Annotated in this window: 16 protein-coding genes, 1 tRNA gene, 1 other RNA gene and 3 pseudogenes; 9 read left to right on the forward strand and 12 right to left on the reverse strand. The window is 46.0% G+C overall.

Annotated features, from left to right (window positions below):
* From NLZ44_RS06475 to NLZ44_RS06495, 5 genes and pseudogenes are all read right to left on the reverse strand, one after another.
* A complete protein-coding gene (locus NLZ44_RS06475; protein WP_493752232.1) occupies positions 1-969 on the reverse strand; it encodes a hypothetical protein in 969 nt (322 codons plus the stop codon).
* 136 nt (positions 970-1,105) lie between these two features.
* A complete protein-coding gene (locus tag NLZ44_RS06480) occupies positions 1,106-3,298 on the reverse strand; it encodes a lytic transglycosylase domain-containing protein (protein WP_493752233.1) in 2,193 nt (730 codons plus the stop codon).
* A 34-nt stretch (positions 3,299-3,332) separates the two neighbouring features.
* A complete protein-coding gene (locus tag NLZ44_RS06485; protein ID WP_493752234.1) occupies positions 3,333-4,415 on the reverse strand; it encodes a class I SAM-dependent methyltransferase in 1,083 nt (360 codons plus the stop codon).
* A 230-nt stretch (positions 4,416-4,645) separates the two neighbouring features.
* Positions 4,646-5,761, reverse strand: coding sequence for an RNA-guided endonuclease InsQ/TnpB family protein (locus NLZ44_RS06490; protein ID WP_493752960.1), 1,116 nt, complete (start codon positions 5,759-5,761; stop codon positions 4,646-4,648).
* Positions 5,718-6,326 (reverse strand): annotated as a pseudogene (locus NLZ44_RS06495) (IS607 family transposase). The gene NLZ44_RS06490 and the pseudogene NLZ44_RS06495 overlap by 44 nt, the downstream one beginning before the upstream one ends.
* Before the next feature lie 60 nt (positions 6,327-6,386).
* On the opposite strand from NLZ44_RS06495, the gene NLZ44_RS06500 reads away from it, so the two are divergent.
* The gene (locus NLZ44_RS06500; protein ID WP_493752235.1) at positions 6,387-6,956 is read left to right on the forward strand and encodes a DUF1176 domain-containing protein; all 570 of its coding nucleotides are present in this window, start codon (positions 6,387-6,389) and stop codon (positions 6,954-6,956) included.
* Between the two features lie 138 nt (positions 6,957-7,094).
* Here the strand turns inward: NLZ44_RS06500 and fba are convergent, their stop codons facing one another.
* The 4 genes and pseudogenes from fba to NLZ44_RS06520 form a co-directional block, all read right to left on the reverse strand.
* Entirely contained in the window at positions 7,095-8,174 is a 1,080-nt protein-coding gene (gene fba, locus NLZ44_RS06505) for a class II fructose-bisphosphate aldolase (protein ID WP_006624033.1), read from the reverse strand.
* 355 nt (positions 8,175-8,529) lie between these two features.
* A tRNA-Lys gene (locus tag NLZ44_RS06510) sits at positions 8,530-8,601 on the reverse strand.
* A gap of 67 nt (positions 8,602-8,668) precedes the next feature.
* On the reverse strand, positions 8,669-9,559 hold the full coding sequence (locus tag NLZ44_RS06515) for an aldose epimerase family protein (RefSeq protein ID WP_493752236.1): 891 nt from the start codon (positions 9,557-9,559) through the stop codon (positions 8,669-8,671).
* A gap of 140 nt (positions 9,560-9,699) precedes the next feature.
* Positions 9,700-11,666 (reverse strand): annotated as a pseudogene (locus NLZ44_RS06520) (CapA family protein).
* 249 nt (positions 11,667-11,915) lie between these two features.
* Here NLZ44_RS06520 and NLZ44_RS06525 point away from each other — a divergent pair.
* Complete coding sequence (locus NLZ44_RS06525; RefSeq protein ID WP_035760090.1) at positions 11,916-12,227, forward strand: DUF6679 family protein; 312 nt, start codon at positions 11,916-11,918, stop codon at positions 12,225-12,227.
* 9 nt (positions 12,228-12,236) lie between these two features.
* Here NLZ44_RS06525 and NLZ44_RS06530 read toward each other — a convergent pair whose 3' ends face one another.
* The 3 genes from NLZ44_RS06530 to NLZ44_RS06540 form a co-directional block, all read right to left on the reverse strand.
* Positions 12,237-13,940 (reverse strand): MBL fold metallo-hydrolase, encoded by a 1,704-nt coding sequence (locus NLZ44_RS06530; protein ID WP_493752237.1) that lies wholly within the window; start codon positions 13,938-13,940, stop codon positions 12,237-12,239.
* 563 nt (positions 13,941-14,503) lie between these two features.
* Positions 14,504-15,343, reverse strand: a complete 840-nt coding sequence (locus tag NLZ44_RS06535) for a 2OG-Fe(II) oxygenase (protein ID WP_008053167.1) — start codon at positions 15,341-15,343, stop codon at positions 14,504-14,506.
* Positions 15,344-15,450: 107 nt separating this feature from the next.
* A complete protein-coding gene (locus tag NLZ44_RS06540; protein ID WP_108614746.1) occupies positions 15,451-16,272 on the reverse strand; it encodes a 2OG-Fe(II) oxygenase in 822 nt (273 codons plus the stop codon).
* A gap of 127 nt (positions 16,273-16,399) precedes the next feature.
* Here NLZ44_RS06540 and NLZ44_RS06545 point away from each other — a divergent pair, with 127 nt between their 5' ends.
* The 7 genes and pseudogenes from NLZ44_RS06545 (at position 16,400) to NLZ44_RS06575 (ending at position 21,442) form a co-directional block, all read left to right on the forward strand.
* Positions 16,400-17,731 carry a DUF3370 domain-containing protein gene (locus NLZ44_RS06545; protein ID WP_108614745.1) on the forward strand — a complete coding sequence of 444 codons (1,332 nt, stop codon included), beginning with the start codon at positions 16,400-16,402 and terminating at the stop codon, positions 17,729-17,731.
* 8 nt (positions 17,732-17,739) lie between these two features.
* On the forward strand, positions 17,740-18,006 hold the full coding sequence (locus NLZ44_RS06550) for a YciI family protein (protein ID WP_046320791.1): 267 nt from the start codon (positions 17,740-17,742) through the stop codon (positions 18,004-18,006).
* Between the two features lie 25 nt (positions 18,007-18,031).
* Positions 18,032-18,128, forward strand: an RNA gene (gene ffs / locus NLZ44_RS06555) — signal recognition particle sRNA small type.
* Between the two features lie 45 nt (positions 18,129-18,173).
* Positions 18,174-18,542 (forward strand): phasin family protein, encoded by a 369-nt coding sequence (locus NLZ44_RS06560; RefSeq protein WP_006624043.1) that lies wholly within the window; start codon positions 18,174-18,176, stop codon positions 18,540-18,542.
* Positions 18,543-19,163: 621 nt separating this feature from the next.
* Positions 19,164-19,559 (forward strand): annotated as a pseudogene (locus tag NLZ44_RS06565) (zinc ribbon domain-containing protein); the annotation flags it as partial.
* Between the two features lie 44 nt (positions 19,560-19,603).
* Positions 19,604-20,026: a hypothetical protein gene (locus NLZ44_RS06570; RefSeq protein ID WP_008053173.1), complete on the forward strand. Its 423-nt coding sequence runs from the start codon at positions 19,604-19,606 to the stop codon at positions 20,024-20,026.
* Positions 20,027-20,074: 48 nt separating this feature from the next.
* Positions 20,075-21,442, forward strand: a complete 1,368-nt coding sequence (locus NLZ44_RS06575) for a DNA phosphorothioation system restriction enzyme (protein WP_008053176.1) — start codon at positions 20,075-20,077, stop codon at positions 21,440-21,442.
* The last annotated feature ends 118 nt before the right edge of the window (positions 21,443-21,560 follow it).

Genomic DNA, 21,560 nt, shown 5'->3' on the forward strand with positions numbered 1-21,560 from the left:
CTAGAATATGCCCAGAATATTCCATATACTGCGGGTATACACATAACCCACCCCTAGCATCACCCCTACTTCCGTAGTCTCTCTGATGTAGCCTACATTAAAGCGACCCGTCAAGATGAAACTGTAGGAAATTGGTACGTCAACACCCGTCATAAACAGGGGACCGAAGCTAAAATCGCTATTGAATAGGTCCGCATAAATGATGCCAGCACCTATAAACGGAGAGGCAACTATACCCCCTGTATCTACCCGCATGGGGAAGCTATAGGTCAAAGCCGTGACACTAGCACCCTCACCAATAAGCACGCCGCCAGTGTGCAAAGATAGATTCTCAGAATATCCCGCTTTACTTAAAGTGCCGCCGCCTCCCTTACCCAAACCAGAAGCATTCCCGGTAACGCCAATATTACCCCCAACCGCAAAATAGCTGAAGTGGTTACTCAAGCGGCGGTTATTCCGGTCAGCTGCGCGGCGGGGATTATCCTGCCAGGATTGAGCTATGATATCATCCCCTAAGATATCATCCCCCAAGGCTATCTCTTCAGCAATGCGCCATTGTGGTTGTATGGCTACCACATTTAAATCAATTGCATCGGTAGAAGGGCTATTTTCGTTGATTTCTGACAAATACTGAGGAGTTTCTTGGCTATTAGTATTAACTAATTCCGCGATGGTTTCAACTTCTGGGTTAGTATTAACTAATTCCGCAATAGTTTCAACTTCTGGGTTAGTATTAACTAATTCCGCAATGGTTTCAACTTCTGGGTTAGTATTAACTAATTCCGCGATGGTTTCAGGAACTTCTAGTTGAGATTCTAAGTCTTGGGCTAAACTCAAGAAATTTTTGTTAACTGGTGTTTCCTCTGATTCCTGAAAGTCTTTAATAGTCCCCGCCGCCAAAACTTGACTACCGCTCAAGGCTACGATCGCAAAACAAGCAAGAGCAACCGACTGTTTAAAAATGGTCATACTGGCTCCTCACAACATTCAGCTAGGAATAACGGAATCATACACCATCTTGCCAGGAAGAGAGAACCAAAATATATTTTTCTTATTAATTCTGGACTCTCCCCTCTCGCAGATTAACAGTCAGCCCACCATAACTTTAGTCTAATCTATCATTAAAGGTGCGGATATGTTCTGCCAACTTTTGAGAAATTTCTGGGTTATAAATCCTGAGATAATTCCAGTAATTTCCAAACACAGATTTCACATAACCATAGGTTTCAGGATAGGGGATTTTATCGATAAAGTCATCAGGATCATTAAAACCAAACCGCCTTACCCAATTAGCTACCGCACCCGGACCGGCATTATAACTCGCCACAGCCAACAGTGAATTATTGTTATATTCTCGGTGGGTAAAATCAAAGTAATAAGTTCCCAAATTCACATTATCTTCAACATCTTCTAAAGAGTAGTTAGTCAGTTGAATTTTCTGGGCTACTTCTGCCCCGGTTTCGGGCATTACCTGCATTAATCCAGTCGCGCCCACCACTGACTTAATTGAAGGCATAAACCGCGACTCCTGGCGAATTAGGGCGGTAACCAAGACCGGATTTAGTTGGCGTTTATTTGACCAACTCACAATAGTTTCTAGGAAAGGAAAAGGATATAAAGACTCCCAATAACCCGGTTTTTGCTTCAAAGCCAGATATTCCTGATGTTCTTCGGGGTCATTCCGACGGCTAAGGCTGGAAATCATCCACAGTCCATCTAAGTTGTCACCGACGGCAATTCGCATTAAACCATCAGTATATTGTTGGGCGACAGAAGGCTGCTGACGATAATTACTAAATTCGACCTGCCACAAATTCCAGGCATCCTGACCGCGCCCTAAGCGATATAATTCCCTTACTGCCTCGGAACCTGCGGGGGGAATAGGTAGCTGTTCTAAGTGTTCCACATGGGGAGAGAGGGGGCGCACAGTGGTAAAATCTCCCACTGGCCAACCCAAAAACACGGCAGCCCGCCAAGCATAATAAGATTCGGGATATCTGGCTAACAGATATTCAAAAGCCTTGGTGGCATCTTTGGAATTCCCCTGCTGTCGCGCCCACCTTCCCAGCATAAAGGTAGCTTGCGGCGCTAACTCACTATCGGGGTTTTTGGTAACTAACTGTCGTGCCCATTCTGAAGCCAGATCCAGTCTTCCGGCTGTAGCACCCTGTTGGGCGAGAGTCCAACGCAACTGGGCGGCGGGTTCGGAATCACTATATTGACTCAGCAATAACTGACGACTCTGAGAAGCTGTCTCGGTAGATCTGAGTTTATCAAGCACATTAGCGCGCTCTAACAGGGCCTCGGCGGCATGATTAGGGAAATTGTCTACTACTTGATTAAGCAGGGGTAGGGCTTCTCTAGGCTCGACTAACCGCGCCAGTCTAATCATTCCTAAGCCGGCATCTTCACCCCCAGGATCGGTTTGGGTAGGGAATGCGGCAATTAACTCTTGATAGGCGCGACGTGATTCGGGAATTTTGCCACTTAACCATAGTCCCCTGGCGTGTCGATACATATTTCTGGGGGTTTTTGGGGCTTTGGAATAGGCGATCGCCCCTTGACCATAATCCATCTTCTCCCAATAGCCAAAGCCAATATTTTCCCAATCCTCTGGGGTAAGTTGTTGTTGATAATTCTGAGTTAACTTGGCTAAATAAGTGCCATATTCGGGTAGATGAATACCATGTTGGGCAATTAATAGCAATAATGGGAATTGATCGGGATTCTCTCTCAGGAGGGTTCTGGCAATTTCTACGGTCTGCGGGTGGGCGGGAAATTCAGCGATCGCCCTATCCCAATATTCCCGATTAGTTTCGCCTAAAGCATATAACCCCATGACCACGACGGGATCTTCTGGGTGGCCATCCACTAAGGCCTTCCATGACTGTGAGGCTAATCGTGTATCTCCAAGCTGTTCATAAGCCAAAGCCCGCATTTTCAGGATATGACCCCCTAAGACACGATAACTCCTCTCTAATCCATCTAACTTTTCGAGGGCGGCTTCTGGCTGTCCGGCTTCTAATAAATCGGCGGCTAGTAAAAATCTAGCGCGATCGCGATTTTCGGAGGTAGTTCTAGTGGTGGCAATTTCTTCTAATTCCTGGCGGCGGGATGCTGGAGACAACACCGCCAAACTCATCACAGCTTCTGAAGGCTGGGAAACTTCCGACATTTCCCCGGTCCGAGAAGACCAAATTTTTGGTAATTGCATCATCGGGAAAAATATTCCCACCAACAATGCTGCCACAGCAGCCACAACATACAGCGAAACTTGGGTAACTTTTCCCTTTAACATAATTCTTGAATCGGTAAGTTGTTTTACTTAAAACTTAATTCACCCGACAGAGTATCCATCGCAATGATATGGGAGGGTTATTTATCGGAAAGACATCTCTACCCTGACTCCAATTTTCAAACCAACCCGTTGGAGGCCAGGATTCGGAGGGGAGGTGCGATCGCTCATACTCATACACCGACTCATCGGATAATACCTCTAATGGTAAACCGGCCATGATCGAATTGAACTCCGATCGCGTGATTAAATAAGACCATTGCACCTGGGAAAGTTCCCGCGCCCGGTTATCAGGTTCATAACCTGGCTCTGTTAAAAATGTGTTAAACAACAACAGCCCCCCCGGTCTGATAGCATTACACATTCTCGCTAACAGGGTTCGCACATCCTGATTATTCCGAAAATGGGAAATCACCTCCGACACCAACACTAATTGATAGCTTTTCTGGGGTAATTGCAGAGAGGGGTTCAAAATATTACTTTGGATAACCCGCACCGGTAATTGGTTCTCCTGGGCTTCTTTCGCGATAATTTGGGCAAATTCTGGAGTTAATTCTACGGCATCTACAGGATGTCCCCGCCTCGCTAAAGCTAAGGTATTGCGACCTACCCCAGCCCCTACGTCAAGAATGGGGGCGTTGGAGGGGGGGTTCGAGGGGGGGTTCAACTCTTTTACCACATCCATCAGTTTAGCGTCAGCATGAGAGCCAAACAAGGGTCCCTGGCGACTGGTTAACCACCGTTGATACTTCTGTTCGACTGATAGAATTTCTGTGAATACGCTTAATTTTAAGCCGCTGGTGAGTCCTTGGGTGGGGTCTGGCGGCTCGTATTTAAAAATTATCCGAGAATGGGGTGATTGATTGTAGCCGTATCCTAGTTTCCGCGCTACTAATTCCCGCAGGGCTGTCATTTCTTCCTGGGTGAATGTCTGTCCTAGGGATTTTAAAATTCGATCAAACTGGTCCATGTATTCGTCTATCATGGACGGGATACAGGGTAGGCTCATTTGACCGCTGGCTGCTGTGAGTCGCTTTACCTTTAATGAAATGGCGTTTGATAAAATGGCGTTGTTCATATTTTGGCGATCGCTCAGAGATATCGGCTTGTTTGCTACCACCGGTCAAGTATCCTCAATATACAGATTAAGTGCATTTCTGCTAATTTAACAAAAATCTGCCCATAATTTGGTTAGTTCCGGCTATCACATTTAAAATTACCTGGTTTGTGCCTACGGATGATGTATGACCACAGTATATGCTCATCTGTATTTAAAAATATGCGAAAATTAGCCCTAACTATGGCGATCGCCTGCTTATTCTGCCAGCATGGTAGTGTTCCCTGATACATTTACGCGACATTTATCCGGCTATTGCCGGACAATGCGACGATAGCACTATTACCCGTTAAGGTAACAGAGGCGGTATCCCGCAAAGCTTTTAGAAAGATTCCCAAAGCACCGTTCCAGTCCCTGGGTAGAGTGAACCCGCACTCCGGACATCGGAACACTTTTGAGCCACCTAGCTGGGAATGCACATGACCACAGTGAGTACAGGTTTTGCTGGTGTATTCTTCCGTCACATCTACAACTGTGGTTCCAGTTATCTCGGCTTGATGTCTCAGGGTTAGTTTGAATCGATAATGCGCCCATGTCAGCATGGCGCGGGCAGTCTTGGATTTGATTTTCCGCTTCACCTTGGCAACCATATCGGAAGTCTCGAAGGTCGGCAGAAAAATTATGCTGTAGTTGTGAGTCAAGTAGTGAGCAATTTGTTTGTGGGCTTCATCAACTAGATTGCGGATTTTGGTTCTCATTCGTTGAGCCGCTTGCCTCATCCGTCGCCTTCTTGAACGACAGGGTTCCTTGGCGATTCGGCTCATCAAATCATCCAAATGTTGACATAGCCTAGTAATGCGTCCAATATCCCCGGAGCCCAATTCCATAAACCGAGAGCCATCAAACCCAGTTATGAAAGTTCGCACACCCGGGTCTAATGCAATTACGCCATTCGCTTCAGTTGGGGTAACGGCAACTGGTTCAGGGAAAATCGCCAACCATCGACCTTTGGTAAACACCAACTGAGTCCCTTGCCCGCAAGTTTTAGGGATGGGTTCGGAAACCATGAAAGTTAATCCTTTCGTTAGTCTTGGATACCAACTCCCTGAAGAGAAATTAGCATCGTTAAACTTGATGGCTTGAGAACTATCCCGACAGCTCCTAAACCTTGCGCCAGGACTGGCGCTCAAAGCCTGATAGGCATCAAAGATGGCATTTTGCCGAATGTGGCAGGGTGTTTCTTTGACCCATGCAGGCAAGTCGCTCTGCATCACTTCGTTGCGTAATTTCAGTTTGCTTAGTCGTTTACCACTCCGGGATAATGCAATTGCTTGGTTGTAGCAATACCGACAAGCAGCCAGCCATTTACGCCAGACTTGATTTAGCTCGGGGCTGGGGTAAATCCGGATCTTCTTTGACCTGAGTTTTGTATTTACTCCGTCGGTATAATCGGGAACTGAAGCAGTGGAGGATGGCGAGGATGTCCTCAACCATTTCTCGTTCTGGACTGAGACTTGTCTGGTTGAGAACCATGAGTGAACACCTGTTTTGCTCACAGAGCCATCGAAACAAGTCAAATCCCCATATTGCCAATCAGTCTTTGTGGGCAACGACAACCATGCCGACATCTCCTGACAAATGATGTCCCAGTAAGGCCAGCATTTTCTTTCCCTTGAAGTCGAGCCCGCCTCCGATTTCTGAGACGACTTCTGCTTCGGGGTAGAGGTTGGACAGTGCGGCCACCTGTCGGTTGAGGTCGGACTGCTGGGCGCGGCTACTAACTCTGGCATAGATAACGACTTGGCGTTTGTCACTGCTTGATATGGAATCAGAATATGACTCAACGTTGTATCGTCGTTGCCCAGCGGGGGTTCTGATGGTGTCGATTGAGCCATTGGAGTCCCATCTGCGGAGTGTTCTTTCATGGACTCCAAGGATTTTGGCCGCTTCCTTGGGTTTGACATATCTGGCAATAGGTTTATCCTCAACCCTTCTCGCTTATTATACCGTATTGCCCTAAAATATTAACCTAATTTGAGATTAAATCATGCTCCCTCCGGTCAACCTGAGCAAGTTACTCCAGAAGCGATCGACGAAGACCTTGAGCAAGGTGATCCTTTTTTTCGGGTTCCTGAGTCCATAATGCAGTATTTTTACAGCAATCGTGACCAATTAACCCTTTGTCCCGGTGGTACTTCTTTCCCCTTTCAAGTCGGTTCCTTTGCTTATCCTTTGGGAACTCAGGGATATTTGGTACAATTACTCTGCTTTCAAACAGCCTACCAAAATAATTATAATTTCTTTGTCTATCGAGAAACTAATCAGGGTGTTAAGGTCTCGCGGGTTAAATTACCATCATTTGAAATTAACTCTAGTGGTCAAAGGGTAGAAACTCAGATGGATGAGGTCGTCGGTTTGGTTGATTATGACCCTATTCAGGGTGTTTTAACTGTCTTTACCAAATATCGGGGTATAGGAGATTGTGGATCTTTTGCTAAATATCAATGGGATCAAGTCGATTTTAAGGCGATCGAATATCGAGAAAAGTCTGATTGTGATGGTAATTTTGTCGAGCCAGAAAATTACCCCCAAATTTATCCCTAATCTCCTCTATAATCCCTTTTGATGAATTCACCCTCTCCTATCAACCTGTTTCTCGAACCTCCTCAAAAAATAAAACCCGGCATAAAACCGGGTTAAATTAATTATTTAAAAACCCATCTCTGAGTTAACATAAGTTAACTACACAGCCACAGCTTTTTTAGAAGTTGCACTCAAAGCACCACTAGCATATTTAGCCGCGAACTCGTCGAGAGTTTGAACTTTAATCTTGTCAGCATTACCAGCAGTTCCGAACTGTTGATAGCGATCGGCGCAAACCTTCTGCATATACTTGATAGAAGGCTTCATGAAGTGGCGGGGGTCAAAGTTAGAAGGATCTTTAGCCGCAGCTTCACGAATAGCAGCAGTAATCGCCAAACGGTTGTCAGTATCAATGTTCACTTTCCGAACACCACTCTTGATACCTTTCTGGATTTCTTCAACCGGAACACCGTAAGTTTCAGGAATTTGACCACCGTATTGGTTGATCAAAGCAATCAGATCTTCGGGAACAGAAGAAGAACCGTGCATCACCAAGTGGGTATTTGGTAAACGGCGGTGGATTTCTTCAATGCGGCTGATTGCCAAAATTTCCCCAGTCGGTTTACGGGAGAACTTATAAGCACCGTGGCTAGTTCCAATGGCTACAGCCAAAGCATCAACCTGAGTACGTTCTACAAATTCAACCGCTTGATCAGGGTCGGTCAGCAATTGGTCGCGAGTCAGGACACCTTCCGCGCCGTGACCATCTTCCTTGTCACCCATACCAGTTTCCAGAGAACCCAAGCAACCCAGTTCCCCTTCTACACTCACACCAATGGAGTGAGCTACATTAACGACTTCAGCAGTTACCCGCACATTGTACTCGAAATCAGAGGGGGTCTTGGCATCAGCTTCCAGAGACCCATCCATCATCACACTGGTAAAGCCATGACGCATTGCAGAATAGCAAGTGGCGGGGGAATTTCCATGATCCTGGTGCATAGCCACAGGGATATGAGGATAGGTTTCCACCGCCGCCAAGATCAGGTGGCGCAGGAAGTTTTCACCAGCATAAGAGCGAGCACCACGAGATGCTTGCAGGATCACGGGGCTGTTGGTTTCATGAGCAGCTTGCATGATCGATTGGATCTGCTCCATGTTGTTAACGTTGTAAGCCGGGATGCCATAATCATTCTCAGCAGCATGATCTAGCAGCAACCGCATCGGTACTATCGCCATAAAGTCTCCTCCTAAGTCTTCTTAATCTCTAATTGAGGTTTTGATTAAAACAATCTTAAAACAATTTTACGATTTATGGCTAATTGTATCAAGTTATGTTTACTGAACTACCCGACGCTGAATCTCAAACTACAGCCCGGGCTTCCTACCCACCAAACCGAGTATAGCAGTTTTTCCTCGCTATTTACTGCCGTGTCAGGTGTATCCATCATACCATCAACGATGAATCTGTCAATTTTCCGCCCATCGTAGCTGGCTTACCGCCGCCCCCCCTCAATGGAAAGGTGACTAATCCCGACGCTCCCCTGTCGGCGCGGAGCTAACTACGCAATTATCACTGAAAACAGAGCGAAAATGGGTCGCCCGGGACTCGAACCCGGAACTAATCGGTTAAAAGCCGAGTACTCTACCATTGAGTTAGCGACCCAGTTGTTTTTTCTAATCTCACACAGTTTTCTATAGTAGCACAGCTAATTTTGGTTGTCAAACATTTTCTATAAAAAAGTTGCCATCAGGTAAACTACCATCTCGCAACTGGTTCCCGGCTTTAGGTGAGTTAGCAGTTTTCCAGTGTTCATAGCGTTTCTCGGTGCAGTCCAAGGTTCGAGACAAACATAATCCTTACCCTTGACTGTCCAAAAGACTACACGGGAATAAGCAGCACTGTAGTTGAGGGATAATCTTAAATGGCGACTTAAATCAGTCATGGTCGCTCCTAACCCAGTCAAAGGCCCAAAAATGCCATCGATTTCCTCGACATTAGGATCAAAGTAACCCCGAAAATCGTGGAGACTCTGGGTGGGTTGGTCCCAATACTGCATGGCTGGAATGTGAAAACGCAGTTGACTTTTATCTGGGACCCAGAAATAAGGATGTAAACCGGTTGAAAAAGGCATGGACTCAGGGGGCATACTGTTCACTAACCCGGATAGATTAGTGTAACGCTGGAAAATCTCTAGCCCGTTTCCCTTGAGGGTATAAGTAAACTCTAATTCAAAGTCAAAGGGATATAGCGATCGCGTTTCCTCATTGCTAGTTAACCCTAGAGTAATGGAGGCGGCGTTAGTTTGGTCCTGTTTTCTCACCGTCCAGGGTAAATCACGAGCAAAGCCATGCTGTTTGAGCCCATATTCCCGGTCTTGGTGAGTATAACTATTATCGGGTAAATTTCCACAGATGGGAAACAGAATCGGAATACCACCCCGGACGGTCAAACTGGGGTCAGCAAACCTTTCCTCATCCATATATAGCAGTTCTTCACCTTTAACTGACCAGCGAGTAATTAACCCACCCCTTTCCGGTACTACCTCCAGACAGGACTCTGCCTTATGGTCACATAGGGTATAGGTCTTATATTGTTTTTGGTTAAGTGCGATCGCAAACACAGTAATTTATTCTTCCTTGGGAATTTAGTGCAGTTTGTCGGGTGCTGTCACAGAGTGATAATTTTCCGGAAACACGACAAATGACATGGGGTGACGCACGCTGACATTGTTGAAAGTTTTAGATCCTGACCAATAAACCTCTAACACCCTAGTTGAGGAAGACGAATAGCCTCACCACTATGAGCCAGAGGAGAAACCCTATCGGTTTTAGCGATCGACTGATCACATTTAGCTTGGCGGTGAGACCCGGCTGTTAAATAGCCGGAAATTTCCGACTGGGAATCATTGTAACTGTGTTGTGAAGTTCTCGCTTCAGGTTGAGGGGGAGAAATAAAAGGTTCGGTAATAAAAGGACTTTTGATAAAAGGCCGCAACTGCTCAGACTCCCCAGAAGTTTCCGACCATGTATTTGTCGGACTATCAGCCTCAAGGGACGATTCACTAGGAGCATCATCTAACATAGTAGTGATACCCGCCGCATTCCCTGATAAGCCAGGGGACAAAGTTTCCTGATGTACTTCAGGAGTAGTTATAGCATCACTCAAAGCGGGTTCAGTAGAACGAGCCTTCAGGACTACCTGGTACGGCATCGGCTGATCAAAAATCCGGGAAATGCGCTCAATATGGCGTAAAGTAGCCTTGGCGCTTTCCCCTTGCATTACACGAGCCTGATATCCTCGCACCTCAACGGGTAAAAATTCCACCTTCATTTTCCGATTTTGCTTTAGTGAAACCCTTAAAATGGCTGTATCGTAATCACTGCGATTGTTACCACCAAAAATAAAATTTCCCAAGGAATAAACAATTGGTCTGCCTTTATATATCTCGGCACCTGAAGAACCTGGGGATGATGTCCAATCACCACATCGGCTCCCTGGTCAATGGTATAGCGACCCAGATCAATTTGCCAATCTCCGGGATAATCAGAAAGTTGAACTCCCCAGTGATAATTAACAATTACCCAGTCTACCTGGTCACGCACAGCTTTAATATCTGCGGCGATCTGTTCATTATCACGAGAGTTAGTTCCCGCCCGATTTTCCCCGGCCGCATTCAAATCAGCATCATAATAGCCAAAATAAGCGATCCGCTGTCCTTTTACCTCAATAATTTTCGGTCGTCGCGCTTCCACGAGATCTCGCCCTGCTCCGATCACATGAATACCGGCTTGCTGCAAGGTTTCCAGAGTTTCCACCAGTCCTGCTTCTTCGTAATCCATGATATGGTTATTGGCTAAATTGACCAGATCGATGCCACCTTCTGTTAATACCTTAACTGCTTCTGGATCAGCTTTAAAATTAAATTGTCGATTAGGGCGTGCCAGAGTGGCTCTGGTCAAAGGATTTTCCAAGTTGACCATAGCTAGATCCGCATCCCGATATTCCTGTAGTTCGGAAAAAGCCCAACTATAATTATCACCAACTTTCTGAGCAAAGGAACTAGCCAGGTTCACATCTCCCCCAAACATTAATGTTACGGTAGGGTCTTCTGGATTTAATACATTTTCATGTTGAATCACGGGGACAGTTTCTAAAGCTGCCCGCACCTGATTAGGTCTAGTGACTGGGGGAGATGTCATCACTACCTGACCCGACTGCCTCCGCCCGGCTCCACGGGAATAGGTCATAGCTTGAGCATCCCGACCAATTACCTCATAATAACTCACCCAACATCCCAGAACTAAAGTAGCGGTTACTGAGGTCATTAGCAGCAAAGTCCGCAGGGTTTGAAAGTCTAGGCGGTTTAATAATACTCTCGGCGTTAATCTCCGGGAACGTTGACGCGCGGCGGGTGTGACAATACGAACTGATTGGTTCCACAGGATATCTGGTTGACCCATGAAGCGACCGGCAATTTTTACCCCCAAGACCTGGGGAGAGTTCAGCTTCCACAGGACATGACAAATATATTTGATAATTCTATCGGCGATCGGTTCTTGTTGAAACTCTACCAGCACCTGTAAACATCCTTTGCGATCGGGGATGACCCGCGCCTGTATCCCCTGGGGGGCTAGGTAGCTATTAATCAGATAGGCGATCGCCCGAAAATCACCCGATCGCGCGAGGTCAAATACTGTAGGTTGGGATAAATTTTGTGCGTAAACCATAATTGAGATCTTTTTCCGGCTAGATTAATAACTTCCCGCCTCCGCATGGATCGGAGTGATACCGAAATTTGTGATTACACTGTATAATAATAAGCAATGATGCGCTATTAATAAAATTACACAGATGGGATTCAGTCAAACATCAGGTACAATAAGCGCGCATGGATGACTTATAATCATCCCCATCAGACCAACGCCTTAATATGGCGATTTGACCTAGCCAGCGAACTTCTCAGGATTAAGTTAAAAATGCTACATCGCAAGATCTATCAACTTTGTTGTGATGGCCGCGAAGTCTGCATCTTTTTGCGGGACCAGCAAAGGTGGATCGAAAAAGCCCATATTCTTGATATCGAGGGGGATTTGGTCACGCTGCGCTACGAAACAGAAGAAGATGACGAAGTGTCTTCTTGGGAAGAAATCGTGCGCCTCGAGAGCATCGGATCTATTAGTCAAAAGTTGGCATCAGTTCCCCGTGGCTATTTCGAGCTACAGGTATCTGATGAATGTCCAGAAGCCGAGCAACTGCGTAACCCTTCCACCGACTCCGATCGCGAATAGTCCCTTATGTTACTGGTCTCGGGGAGCTAATGGCTCAAACACCGGACAGTAACCCTCTGGGGTGACTTTAAAGCCATATAAAGCCGAAACTGGGTTCCAACAACGCTGGCTTCGGTAATATTGGCAATTCCCGCAACAGTCTAAGTCTGATGGCATTGTGCGATCGCTCTGACTGCTGAGAAATTCCCGCTGGGAAATTCCCCGCAAAACTAACTCTTCCCCCTGCCATCTGGCCTCCACAATTCCCGTATCTGCAAAGGTAGACCACCGTGGATCGACAGACAAAGCATTGGGTAGGGTAATATTTAACTCGGTAGCCGACTCCGTTAACTCCCCCTGATAATGGGTTTCTGGGAGGGTCGGCTGTAGAAAAGTCTCCCCAATGGGTAATGGAACCTGTGCGCCTGCTGCTGGGTAATGCAATTGGTAGCGGTTCCGCAGTTCGTCTAAATTGGTTAAATCCGCTAAATAAATAGGAGAACCATGCACAAAAATCACGTGCTGGGGTCGCAGGTTATGAATCAGTTGGGTAGTTCCTGGACCGTCGCAATGTTCCGCCAGAAAATAGCTTTCTAACAAAATTTCTCCAGAATTGACCAAGGTCGATATTTCTCTGGTGTGTCCGGGAGTTTCTGATAAAAATAACGTCCACAACCGAGGACGATAGCGCAAATACTGTTCAATATCCGTCCCGTCATCTACAATCACAATACAGGGTGACTGCTCCAGTTCTGGCAACAATTCGGGGGAGAGGCGACGGACACGAGGCTTGATTCGCTCATCCCAAAATAGTGGCTGATGTTGGGCAAAGTTCTGTATATTCGCTGGGAAGTGGGGTAGCAGTTCTAAATATATATCGCACCCGGTTTGCACTTGACCATCAACCCAAATGTCAATATCCCTACCTGTGAAGTAGTGGTGGGAACGCAGTAGCATTAATAATTCCTGACCTAACCCTAATGCTGGGGTGGGAATTAGTACAGAATAACCAGAGGCGATCGCTCGATAAATTCTTTCGGCTAGTTGGTTTTCTAATTGGCGGCGGTGGGGATAGCGTGCAGTTCCATAGCTCCCTTCCAAAATTAGCACATCCGGCTTGAGTCCCCGCAACTCCCCTAGGGGTAGACCCTCCACTAATCGAGAATTGGATAGGAAAAAATCCCCCGTATAAAATAACTTGTAGGTGCGATTCGGTGCATTATATTTCAGCAGCATACAAGTCGCGCCGGGCAGGTGACCAGCAGGAAATAGGGTGATGCTTAGTCCTTCCTTCAGTCGGACTTCTGTTCGCAGCGGTAGGGATTGGCAAAATTTCGGCATTTGCCCTGATGACAGTTCCTCTGGCCAGTTGATGGGTAACAATTGGCTAGTAACATCACTGGCATAAATTGGTAACTCTGGACAGCTTTCATGTAGTGCCAACAAACCCCTAACATGATCCGCATGAGCATGGGAACAAATCACCAAGTCAGCTATACATCCTTGGGAAGATTTTAGCAGCGGCGAAATATCCCGCAAACCACAATCAAGCAAAATGTGATGGGGCCCCATGCGTAACAACAAACATACCCCATCATTTTCGTGTCCAACACTATAGGGAAAACACTCGAGATCAATCACGGTGATTTGAAATAATTGTCGGATGCGTGCTAAGACAATGTTAAGAAGTATCTCACATTTTAATCTTAAATTGTGGGAACCTGCTATGTCCATTTTTGATTGTGGCGTGGTACGGCGATCGCATTATCGGGCGCATTATCGGGCGGGTTGTCGGGTGCGTTGTCGGGCGGGTTTACTAGGCTAACCCCTGTGAACCGAACACGCTACGGCGGAACCCGCCCCTACCATGGCGTGGTGCTGGTTGTCGGGTGGGTTCTGGGGCGGGTTTACTAGGCTAACCCCTGTGAACCGAACACGCTACGGCGGAACCCGCCCCTACCATGGCGTGGTGCTGGTTGTCGGGTGGGTTCTGGGGCGGGTTTACTAGGCTAACCCCTGTGAACCGAACACGCTACGGCGGAACCCGCCCCTACCATAACTTTCTCTCAGGCGATCGCATCGTGAATTTTATTTTTGTAACAAAATGTTAAGAAATGTTGCAAAAAAATTTTTTTTGGGGGGGTAGGTTGCTTTTGCTTGTGACTTCTGTTATTATTTTAGATAATAGGAATATTTGCAATTTTAAAATTTACGCAAATTATCGATTATGAAAAAAGATTATGTCAATACTATAGCATCAGTTTCCGTATATTGTCAACCCCCCCTATAGGGTTATTTTAACGGTGAATCCAACCATTAATGGTAAATCGGCTATCCTCGAACCTCCCAGAAGGACAGAAAACTGGGAGAACTTCGTGTTTCATGCGACTATCAAAAAAGATGATACTGTTATGGCGAGGTTCCACTGTAACAAACTGTTCACCAATCGTATAACCATCACCATTAATGTAGGTGGGATAAATCCTTAAATCTCCACCATAGAAGGCTTTTGGCTGTTCATAGAAATAGTAGACGTATGTCAAAACTCGATTGGCAATTTTTTCGCCATCCATGTCTTGATGGATATAATAATAATCTCCATGGTTATGGGCTGTCATTTGCATTTCCACCCAGGAAACCAAAAAAGTCGGTAAGTTGAGTTGGGCTAAGATTTGGGGTCTAATTTGCAGAATTTTATGTCTGATTTTGTTATAGTATTCATCAAAGTTTTGCACCAGCAAAACCGAAGATTTGCGGGTGTTTTCTTCGTTGTTGGCGACTCCAGACGGGAAAAACTTATCATGATTTTGGAAGGCTATCTTAAAGGTTTCTGCTTGTTCTTCGGGTGATAAAAAGTTGTCAACCTGGATAAAGTTGGCTTCTAATAACCTAGGGGTGTCTGTGGTGCTAGTCTCAGCAACTTCGGGATCATCATTAGAATTTTGGGGGCGATTTAATTGATGATAGACACCAGAGATATCCAAAATTTTTAAGGCTATTTCGACTCTTTCAGATAGAGATATTTCAGAACTATTTAGGGCATTTTCGACTAAAGTTAGAGAATCTGATAATAAATTATCTAGGCGTTTTTCTGAGGCGATCGCTTTATTGAGGAGAGGGGGTAACTGGTCATTCACAACTTATTTAATCCTCCGATTTGCTGGCATTGTATTTGCTACTAATTAATCTGGAATTGCTGAACGCTTATAGATAAAAACTCAACCAGGTTTTTGATGTGTTAGTCTTACCCCCGCCGCAGCCAACCGTTTAGGGTAAAACGACCGTCTTTAAAGTTGGGGGAATTACAACTAACAGGGATGACCTCGTGTTTGCAACGGCTATCAAAAAACACGATACTATTATTAATGGGTTCAATAGTCTTAAAGGTCTCTTTGTTGTAGGCGACACCATTGCGTAACTCGGTTTCATAAAGTCGCAGTTGTCCGCCGGTAAAGGCTTTGGGTTCGTCATAAAAATAATAGACATAAGTGATGGTGCGAGTTTTGGTTTTGGCACTACTAGAGTCATTATGAATCTTATAATATCCACCATTGTGGTGGGCGGTTAGCTGCATTTCCACTTCTGCGACGGTAAAAGGGGGATGTTTCAACTGAGATAATACCTGCGGTAAAGTTTCTAAAATGCGACCTTTCATAAATTTATAGTATTCGGGGAACTTAGTCGCATATAGAATCGACGATTCTCGGTAGTTGACAGCCCCGGTTGTAGTTGTGGATGCCACAAATTGGTCAGCGGAAGCGATCGCTATTTGTAAAGCCTGTTTATTTTCTGAGGGAGACAAGAAATTTTCCATCTGAACATAACTACCCAAAACTAGGGGAGAGTCGGGTATATTAACATTAACAGATGGTAAAGTTTGACGAAGATCACCCCCCGTCGCTTCCAGGATTTTCAGAGCGATCGCCGCCCGGTCTAAAGGTGGCACTTCCCGGTCTTGTAACAGAGACTCTAACACATCAATAGACCGATCCACTAATCCTTGTAGTCGTGGTGATGTGACATTTAAAGATTTCCGATTGATCCGATTTAAGCGATCGCCATTCATAGTCCTACCATAGCACGAATGTTAGCCCTCGACTTGCCGAAAAAAGTATCCTACCATGCACAAAGCATTTTACAATCAGTATAATCCATAAGTTAATAGTCCAAATTATTCTGATCATCACCACTCTATGCTACCATTAGCGATCGCCCCCCTAATCCTGTCAGTCACCCCCCCGCCGCCAGTAGTCATCACCCGACCCCAAGAAGTGCGTCCCCTTCCTGGTCAACTAGATAATATTCCAGTGTTCAATAGCAATAGCCCGGAAGTTGTACCAGTCGAGGGTATCTTACTATCAACCTTTCCCCCCGAAGGTAAAACCCAAACCAATGCCCATCTTAACTTTCCCTTTGACGGTAGGTTCGACATTTTTGCCCATCATATCGCTCGACCTACAGACCCCGAAGACTTACGCACCCTATATCTGGGCTTATTAGCTTACAACCCCACCAGCGAACCGGTCACCTTAGAGATATTACAAGCAGCCAGCTATCTCAGCCAACCAGACGCACCATTTATCCCCTTACCCCCCGTATTAGACAACAATGATGGGACAGTATTTGCAGGTCCAGGAAGTCGAGTCATGGGGGAGATTTTGCGAGTAGGGGGACAGTCATCACCTCCCGACCAAGTAATCATTCCACCACAGCAGTTTCAGATGGTCTTTAAAGCCCCTATTCCGGTAAAAACATTAGAACCACCTCTCAATGGGCGATCGCTTCTTATGCGGCTCCAGAGTAGCGGTGCAGTGCATATAGCTAGTCTAGCTCAATTTGCCATCCAAAACCCCGACGGTAGCGAATCTAGCCCCGCCCTAGAATCATGGGTAGAATTATTACAGAATGGTTCTCTAGTAACTCCCCGCGACCTAGCACCCACCCCCCCGAATAGTCCAGAGAACATCATTTATGGTCGAGTTGCTGGAGTCGCCCTAGGTTCAGTCTGGAAAGCCGAGATAACTAACCTAACCATTCCCAAACCCGGTCAAGCCATTTCCTATATTTTCAGTTCCCTACCTGGAGGTAAATTAGGAACCAACCAAAACCAAAGCGCCCCCATGGTAGTTCGTTATGAGGATACCGCCTATCAAGCCCATGGGAACTATGGCATTCAATATAGCCTAACCCTCGACTTATCCAATCCCACCAATACCCCTAAAACCGTAGTCCTCACCATGGAAACCCCCCTCAAAAGTAATGAACTCACCGACGGGGGAGTGCAATTTTTCGAGGAACCTCCCAGCCGGGTATTTTTCAGAGGAACAGTGCGTTTCCGCTATACTGATGATTCGGGAACTACAGTTAGCCGATACTTTCACCTAGTCCAAAACCGAGGACAAAAGGGGGAACCTTTGATTGAATTAGACATTCAACCCCGAACACGGCGACAGGTGGAATTTGACTTTCTGTATCCCCCAGACGCGAGTCCGCCCCAAGTGTTAACGATTAAAACATTAGATTAATCACGATTATGCCTTGGTTTGCCAAAATTGAAACTGGAATTGTCGAAAAGGCGGTTTTTGATCAATATGTCCCCGCCCATATCGAGTATGTCAAGCAGTTGGCTGCTAAAGGACATCAAGCGCGCAGCGGCTATTGGGTCCGGCGAGGTGGCGGAATGTTGCTTTTTGAGGCTGAGTCTATGGCCGCCGCCCAAGCTATTGTGGCTGATGACCCTCTGGTGGTTAATAATTGCGTGACTTACGAAATTTTTGAGTGGTGTGTGGTTGCACAGTGAATTTCTGTGTTATAATAAATTTTGTGGCCTGGACCTATGCGGTCAGAACGCCTAAATCTTGTCAGGACCGGAAGGTAGCAGCAACACGGGATGCTTCTGATAGGCGTGGAATCCGGGTCACTCCCATTTTTAACTTCCCCTAATTATTGCCTGGAGAGTTTTTCCCTATGCCCGGTTTTGGAGATTTAGTCCAAAAAGCAGTTTACCTTGGGGTTGGTTTGGCTTCCTACGCCGGGGAAAAGGCGGGGAATAAACTGGCTGAGTTACAGGTAGAAGCCCAAAAATTAGCAGATGAACTGGTGAAACGTGGCGAAATGACGACGGAAGAAGCCCGCCGTTTTGTTGACGATGCTCTCCGACAAGCACAAGAACCAGGCGCTGATTATAATCCTACACCACCTCAGTCGGCGCAACCTCGTCGCATCGAAATTATTGATGATGAGGAAGAAGCGCCGGCGAGTGATGATAATATTGAAGACTTGCGCGATCAGGTTGATAAACTCAAGGATGAGTTGCGTAATTTGGAAAATGATTGATTTAATTTATCCAGAAGTGCGATCGCTCTGTGTAAGATGGGTTTATCCTTGACACGGCAAAAATTCGGGAGTTTGGTAGCTCCGTCTTTTTAAAGCGGGGCGGAAAAACGACTCGGCGGCTTTAGCCGCAATGACTATGATAGAATGGTATCGCCTTCTCTATGACCCAAATGAAAGGGGCTTAACATCCCGTGAGGGCAGACTTGCATCATGCAGAAATGTCGGCAGCAAAGACGTTTCATTGGCGAGAGACAAAAGGTGATTGAATGAAAATAAGTAAAAGGAAGCCTTCGGGCAACCTATAGAGGCGTATTTGACTTCGCCTAGGAGTCCGACTTGTCGGAAGTTCTGAAATCCCTCCGGGGAATCCCCGTCGCTTTAGCGCGGGGAGTAGTCAAATAATCCTGTAAGACCTGAGTATGGGAAACCAAAAAGGGCTATGATTAGCTCAAGAGCATGATTTCATCTCAAATTAGGTTAACATTTTACGGCCATACGGTATAATACCAAGTATGGTGCGAGACCTTCGGGTATGAAATAGAGCTGAAATGGGCGTGGGGACTACCCGGTGAGGACTTCAACCCCTTGCTTGATTGGGTCGCATCCCTGGCCATCCCATAACACAGCCTGATTTTTTTGCCCACCTTCGAGACTTCCAATATGGTTGCCAAGGTGAAGCGTCTAATCAGGTCTAAGACTGCCCGAGCCATGCTGACATGGGCGCATTATCGATTCAAACTAACCCTGAGACATCAAGCCGAGATAACTGGAACCACAGTTGTAGATGTGACGGAAGAATACACCAGCAAAACCTGTACTCACTGTGGTCATGTCCATTCCCAGCTAGGTGGCTCAAAAGTGTTCCGATGTCCGGAGTGCGGGTTCACTCTACCCAGGGACTGGAACGGTGCTTTTGGAATCTTTCTAAAAGCTTTGCGGGATACCGCCTCTGTTACCTTAACGGGTAATAGTGCTATCGTCGCATTGTCAGGCAATAGCCGGATAAATGTCGCGTAAATGTATCAGTGTCAAATATTGAAGCAGTTAGCCGCTAAAGCCTAATGGAAGATTGGTCTAATGAGTTGGTTAAGAGTATAGAAGCCACAGTTCTTGAGGTGGAAAAGTTATTTGTATATGCGACGGAAGAATTTAATCATATCATGGATGACCTGACCCAATTTTCCGAAGAAATTGCTGAGGAAGTCCAGAATAAGTTGATTCCCGACTTAGACCAGTGTTTAAATGATATCCTTGAGCCGATTCTGGATATATACTTAGATTTGGAACTAGATGATCTTGAGGAAGAGGAAACTTTTGATCCCTTTGTCACCTATGTTCACCCCAGCGCCACCCAAAACCCAGCCTGTCGCGGATGTAATCACTATCATGGTAAAATCTACGGCGGGAATTTGTTAGTTTGTGGAATGCACCCATTAGGTGTGGAGGGTGACTCCTGTCCTGACTGGGAATCAGATCATGATTGATTTTTGATGGGTGATTTTTGATATTTATATAGGGCTTGTGTTTCAGCGGTGAGTCTACCTGGTATCCCTGTCATTCCCCCACAAATACACCTGAGACACTACCAACGTCAGGCGGTGTCCGAATGGTTTGCTAACCAGGGACGGGGAACCCTGAAAATGGCAACGGGTACGGGTAAGACTATCACAGCCTTAGCGATCGCCTCTGAATTATATCATAAAATTGGCTTACAAGTTGTTTTAGTTATCTGTCCCTATCGCCACCTAGTGACTCAGTGGGGACGGGAAGCCCAGAAATTTGGGATGACTCCCCTACTCGCCTTTGAAAGCGTCCACAATTGGCAGAAACACCTATCTACCTCCCTTTATAACATAAGTTCGGGTCATCTCCCCTTTCTCGCAGTCATCACCACTAACGCCACCCTAATTTCCGATAGCTTTCAGTCTCAACTGCGGTATTTCCCCCCCAAAACTTTGATTATTGGCGACGAAGCCCACAACTTAGGTGCGCCTCGCCTAGAAGCTAGTTTACCACGACATATCGGTTTACGTCTAGCACTTTCTGCTACCCCAGAACGTCATTTTGATGACCAGGGTACAAATGCTTTAATGGAGTATTTTGGTCGGGTTTTACAACCGGAACTTACCCTGGCTGAAGCTATCCGCCAAGGGGCGTTAGTTCATTATTTATACTATCCGATTTTGGTAGAATTAACCCCGGCTGAAACTCTGATTTATTCCCGCCTAACTACTCGCATTGGTTGGGCTTTAATGGACAATGATCAGGACTGGGAAACTAACGAAAATATCACGGCGCTATTGATGCAAAGGGCGAGAATAATTGGGGCTGCTAATAATAAAGTTAAAGCCCTGAGACAGTTAATGAGTAATCGTTTACAGACCAGCCACACGCTATTTTATTGTGGGGATGGTATCACGGAAAAAGGCACTCGCTTTGACCGACAACTAGAAGCGATCGTCTTTTTATTAGGGTCAGAATTAGGCTATCGTGTTAATACCTATACCGCCGCTACTCCTATGGCAAAAAGGGAAGAATTGCGGCAACAATTTGAATCAGGACAACTACAGGGTTTGGTAGCTATTCGCTGTCTTGATGAAGGGGTAGATATTCCAGCTATTCGTCATGCGGTAATTCTGGCAAGTAGCAGCAACCCCCGCCAATTTATTCAACGTCGAGGACGGGTTCTTAGACCTCATCCCGGAAAGGATAGGGCGACGGTTTTTGATATGATTGTTTTACCGCCAGACTTGGGCAGAAATACGTTAGATGTTGAACGGAATTTGTTAAAAAAAGAGCTAATCCGGTTTATGGAGTTTGCTGATATTGCGGACAATGCAGGAGAGGCTAGGGTGAAGTTATTACAACTACAAAAACGCTATGGTTTATTGGATTTATAAATCATCCATCATTAACCATCACCCCCGAGGGTGGTTTTCGGGGACGGAAAAACCCGGTTTTTATCGGGCTTTCTGGTTGTTAACCAAGATTTTTCTAAAAAACCGGGTTTTTTGACTG

It is taken from the genome of Arthrospira sp. PCC 9901, assembly GCF_059013425.1.

What these genes read in the sequence shown, in the direction of transcription:
- NLZ44_RS06530 (WP_493752237.1), bottom strand. Translation starts at nt 13,940, where the DNA reads ATGGACATAGCAGGTTCCCACAATTTAAGATTAAAATGTGAGATACTT.
- NLZ44_RS06475 (WP_493752232.1), bottom strand. Translation starts at nt 969, where the DNA reads ATGACCATTTTTAAACAGTCGGTTGCTCTTGCTTGTTTTGCGATCGTA.
- fba (WP_006624033.1), bottom strand. Translation starts at nt 8,174, where the DNA reads ATGGCGATAGTACCGATGCGGTTGCTGCTAGATCATGCTGCTGAGAAT.
- NLZ44_RS06480 (WP_493752233.1), bottom strand. Translation starts at nt 3,298, where the DNA reads ATGTTAAAGGGAAAAGTTACCCAAGTTTCGCTGTATGTTGTGGCTGCT.
- NLZ44_RS06550 (WP_046320791.1), top strand. Translation starts at nt 17,740, where the DNA reads ATGCCTTGGTTTGCCAAAATTGAAACTGGAATTGTCGAAAAGGCGGTT.
- NLZ44_RS06545 (WP_108614745.1), top strand. Translation starts at nt 16,400, where the DNA reads ATGCTACCATTAGCGATCGCCCCCCTAATCCTGTCAGTCACCCCCCCG.
- NLZ44_RS06560 (WP_006624043.1), top strand. Translation starts at nt 18,174, where the DNA reads ATGCCCGGTTTTGGAGATTTAGTCCAAAAAGCAGTTTACCTTGGGGTT.
- NLZ44_RS06540 (WP_108614746.1), bottom strand. Translation starts at nt 16,272, where the DNA reads ATGAATGGCGATCGCTTAAATCGGATCAATCGGAAATCTTTAAATGTC.
- NLZ44_RS06525 (WP_035760090.1), top strand. Translation starts at nt 11,916, where the DNA reads ATGCTACATCGCAAGATCTATCAACTTTGTTGTGATGGCCGCGAAGTC.
- NLZ44_RS06570 (WP_008053173.1), top strand. Translation starts at nt 19,604, where the DNA reads ATGGAAGATTGGTCTAATGAGTTGGTTAAGAGTATAGAAGCCACAGTT.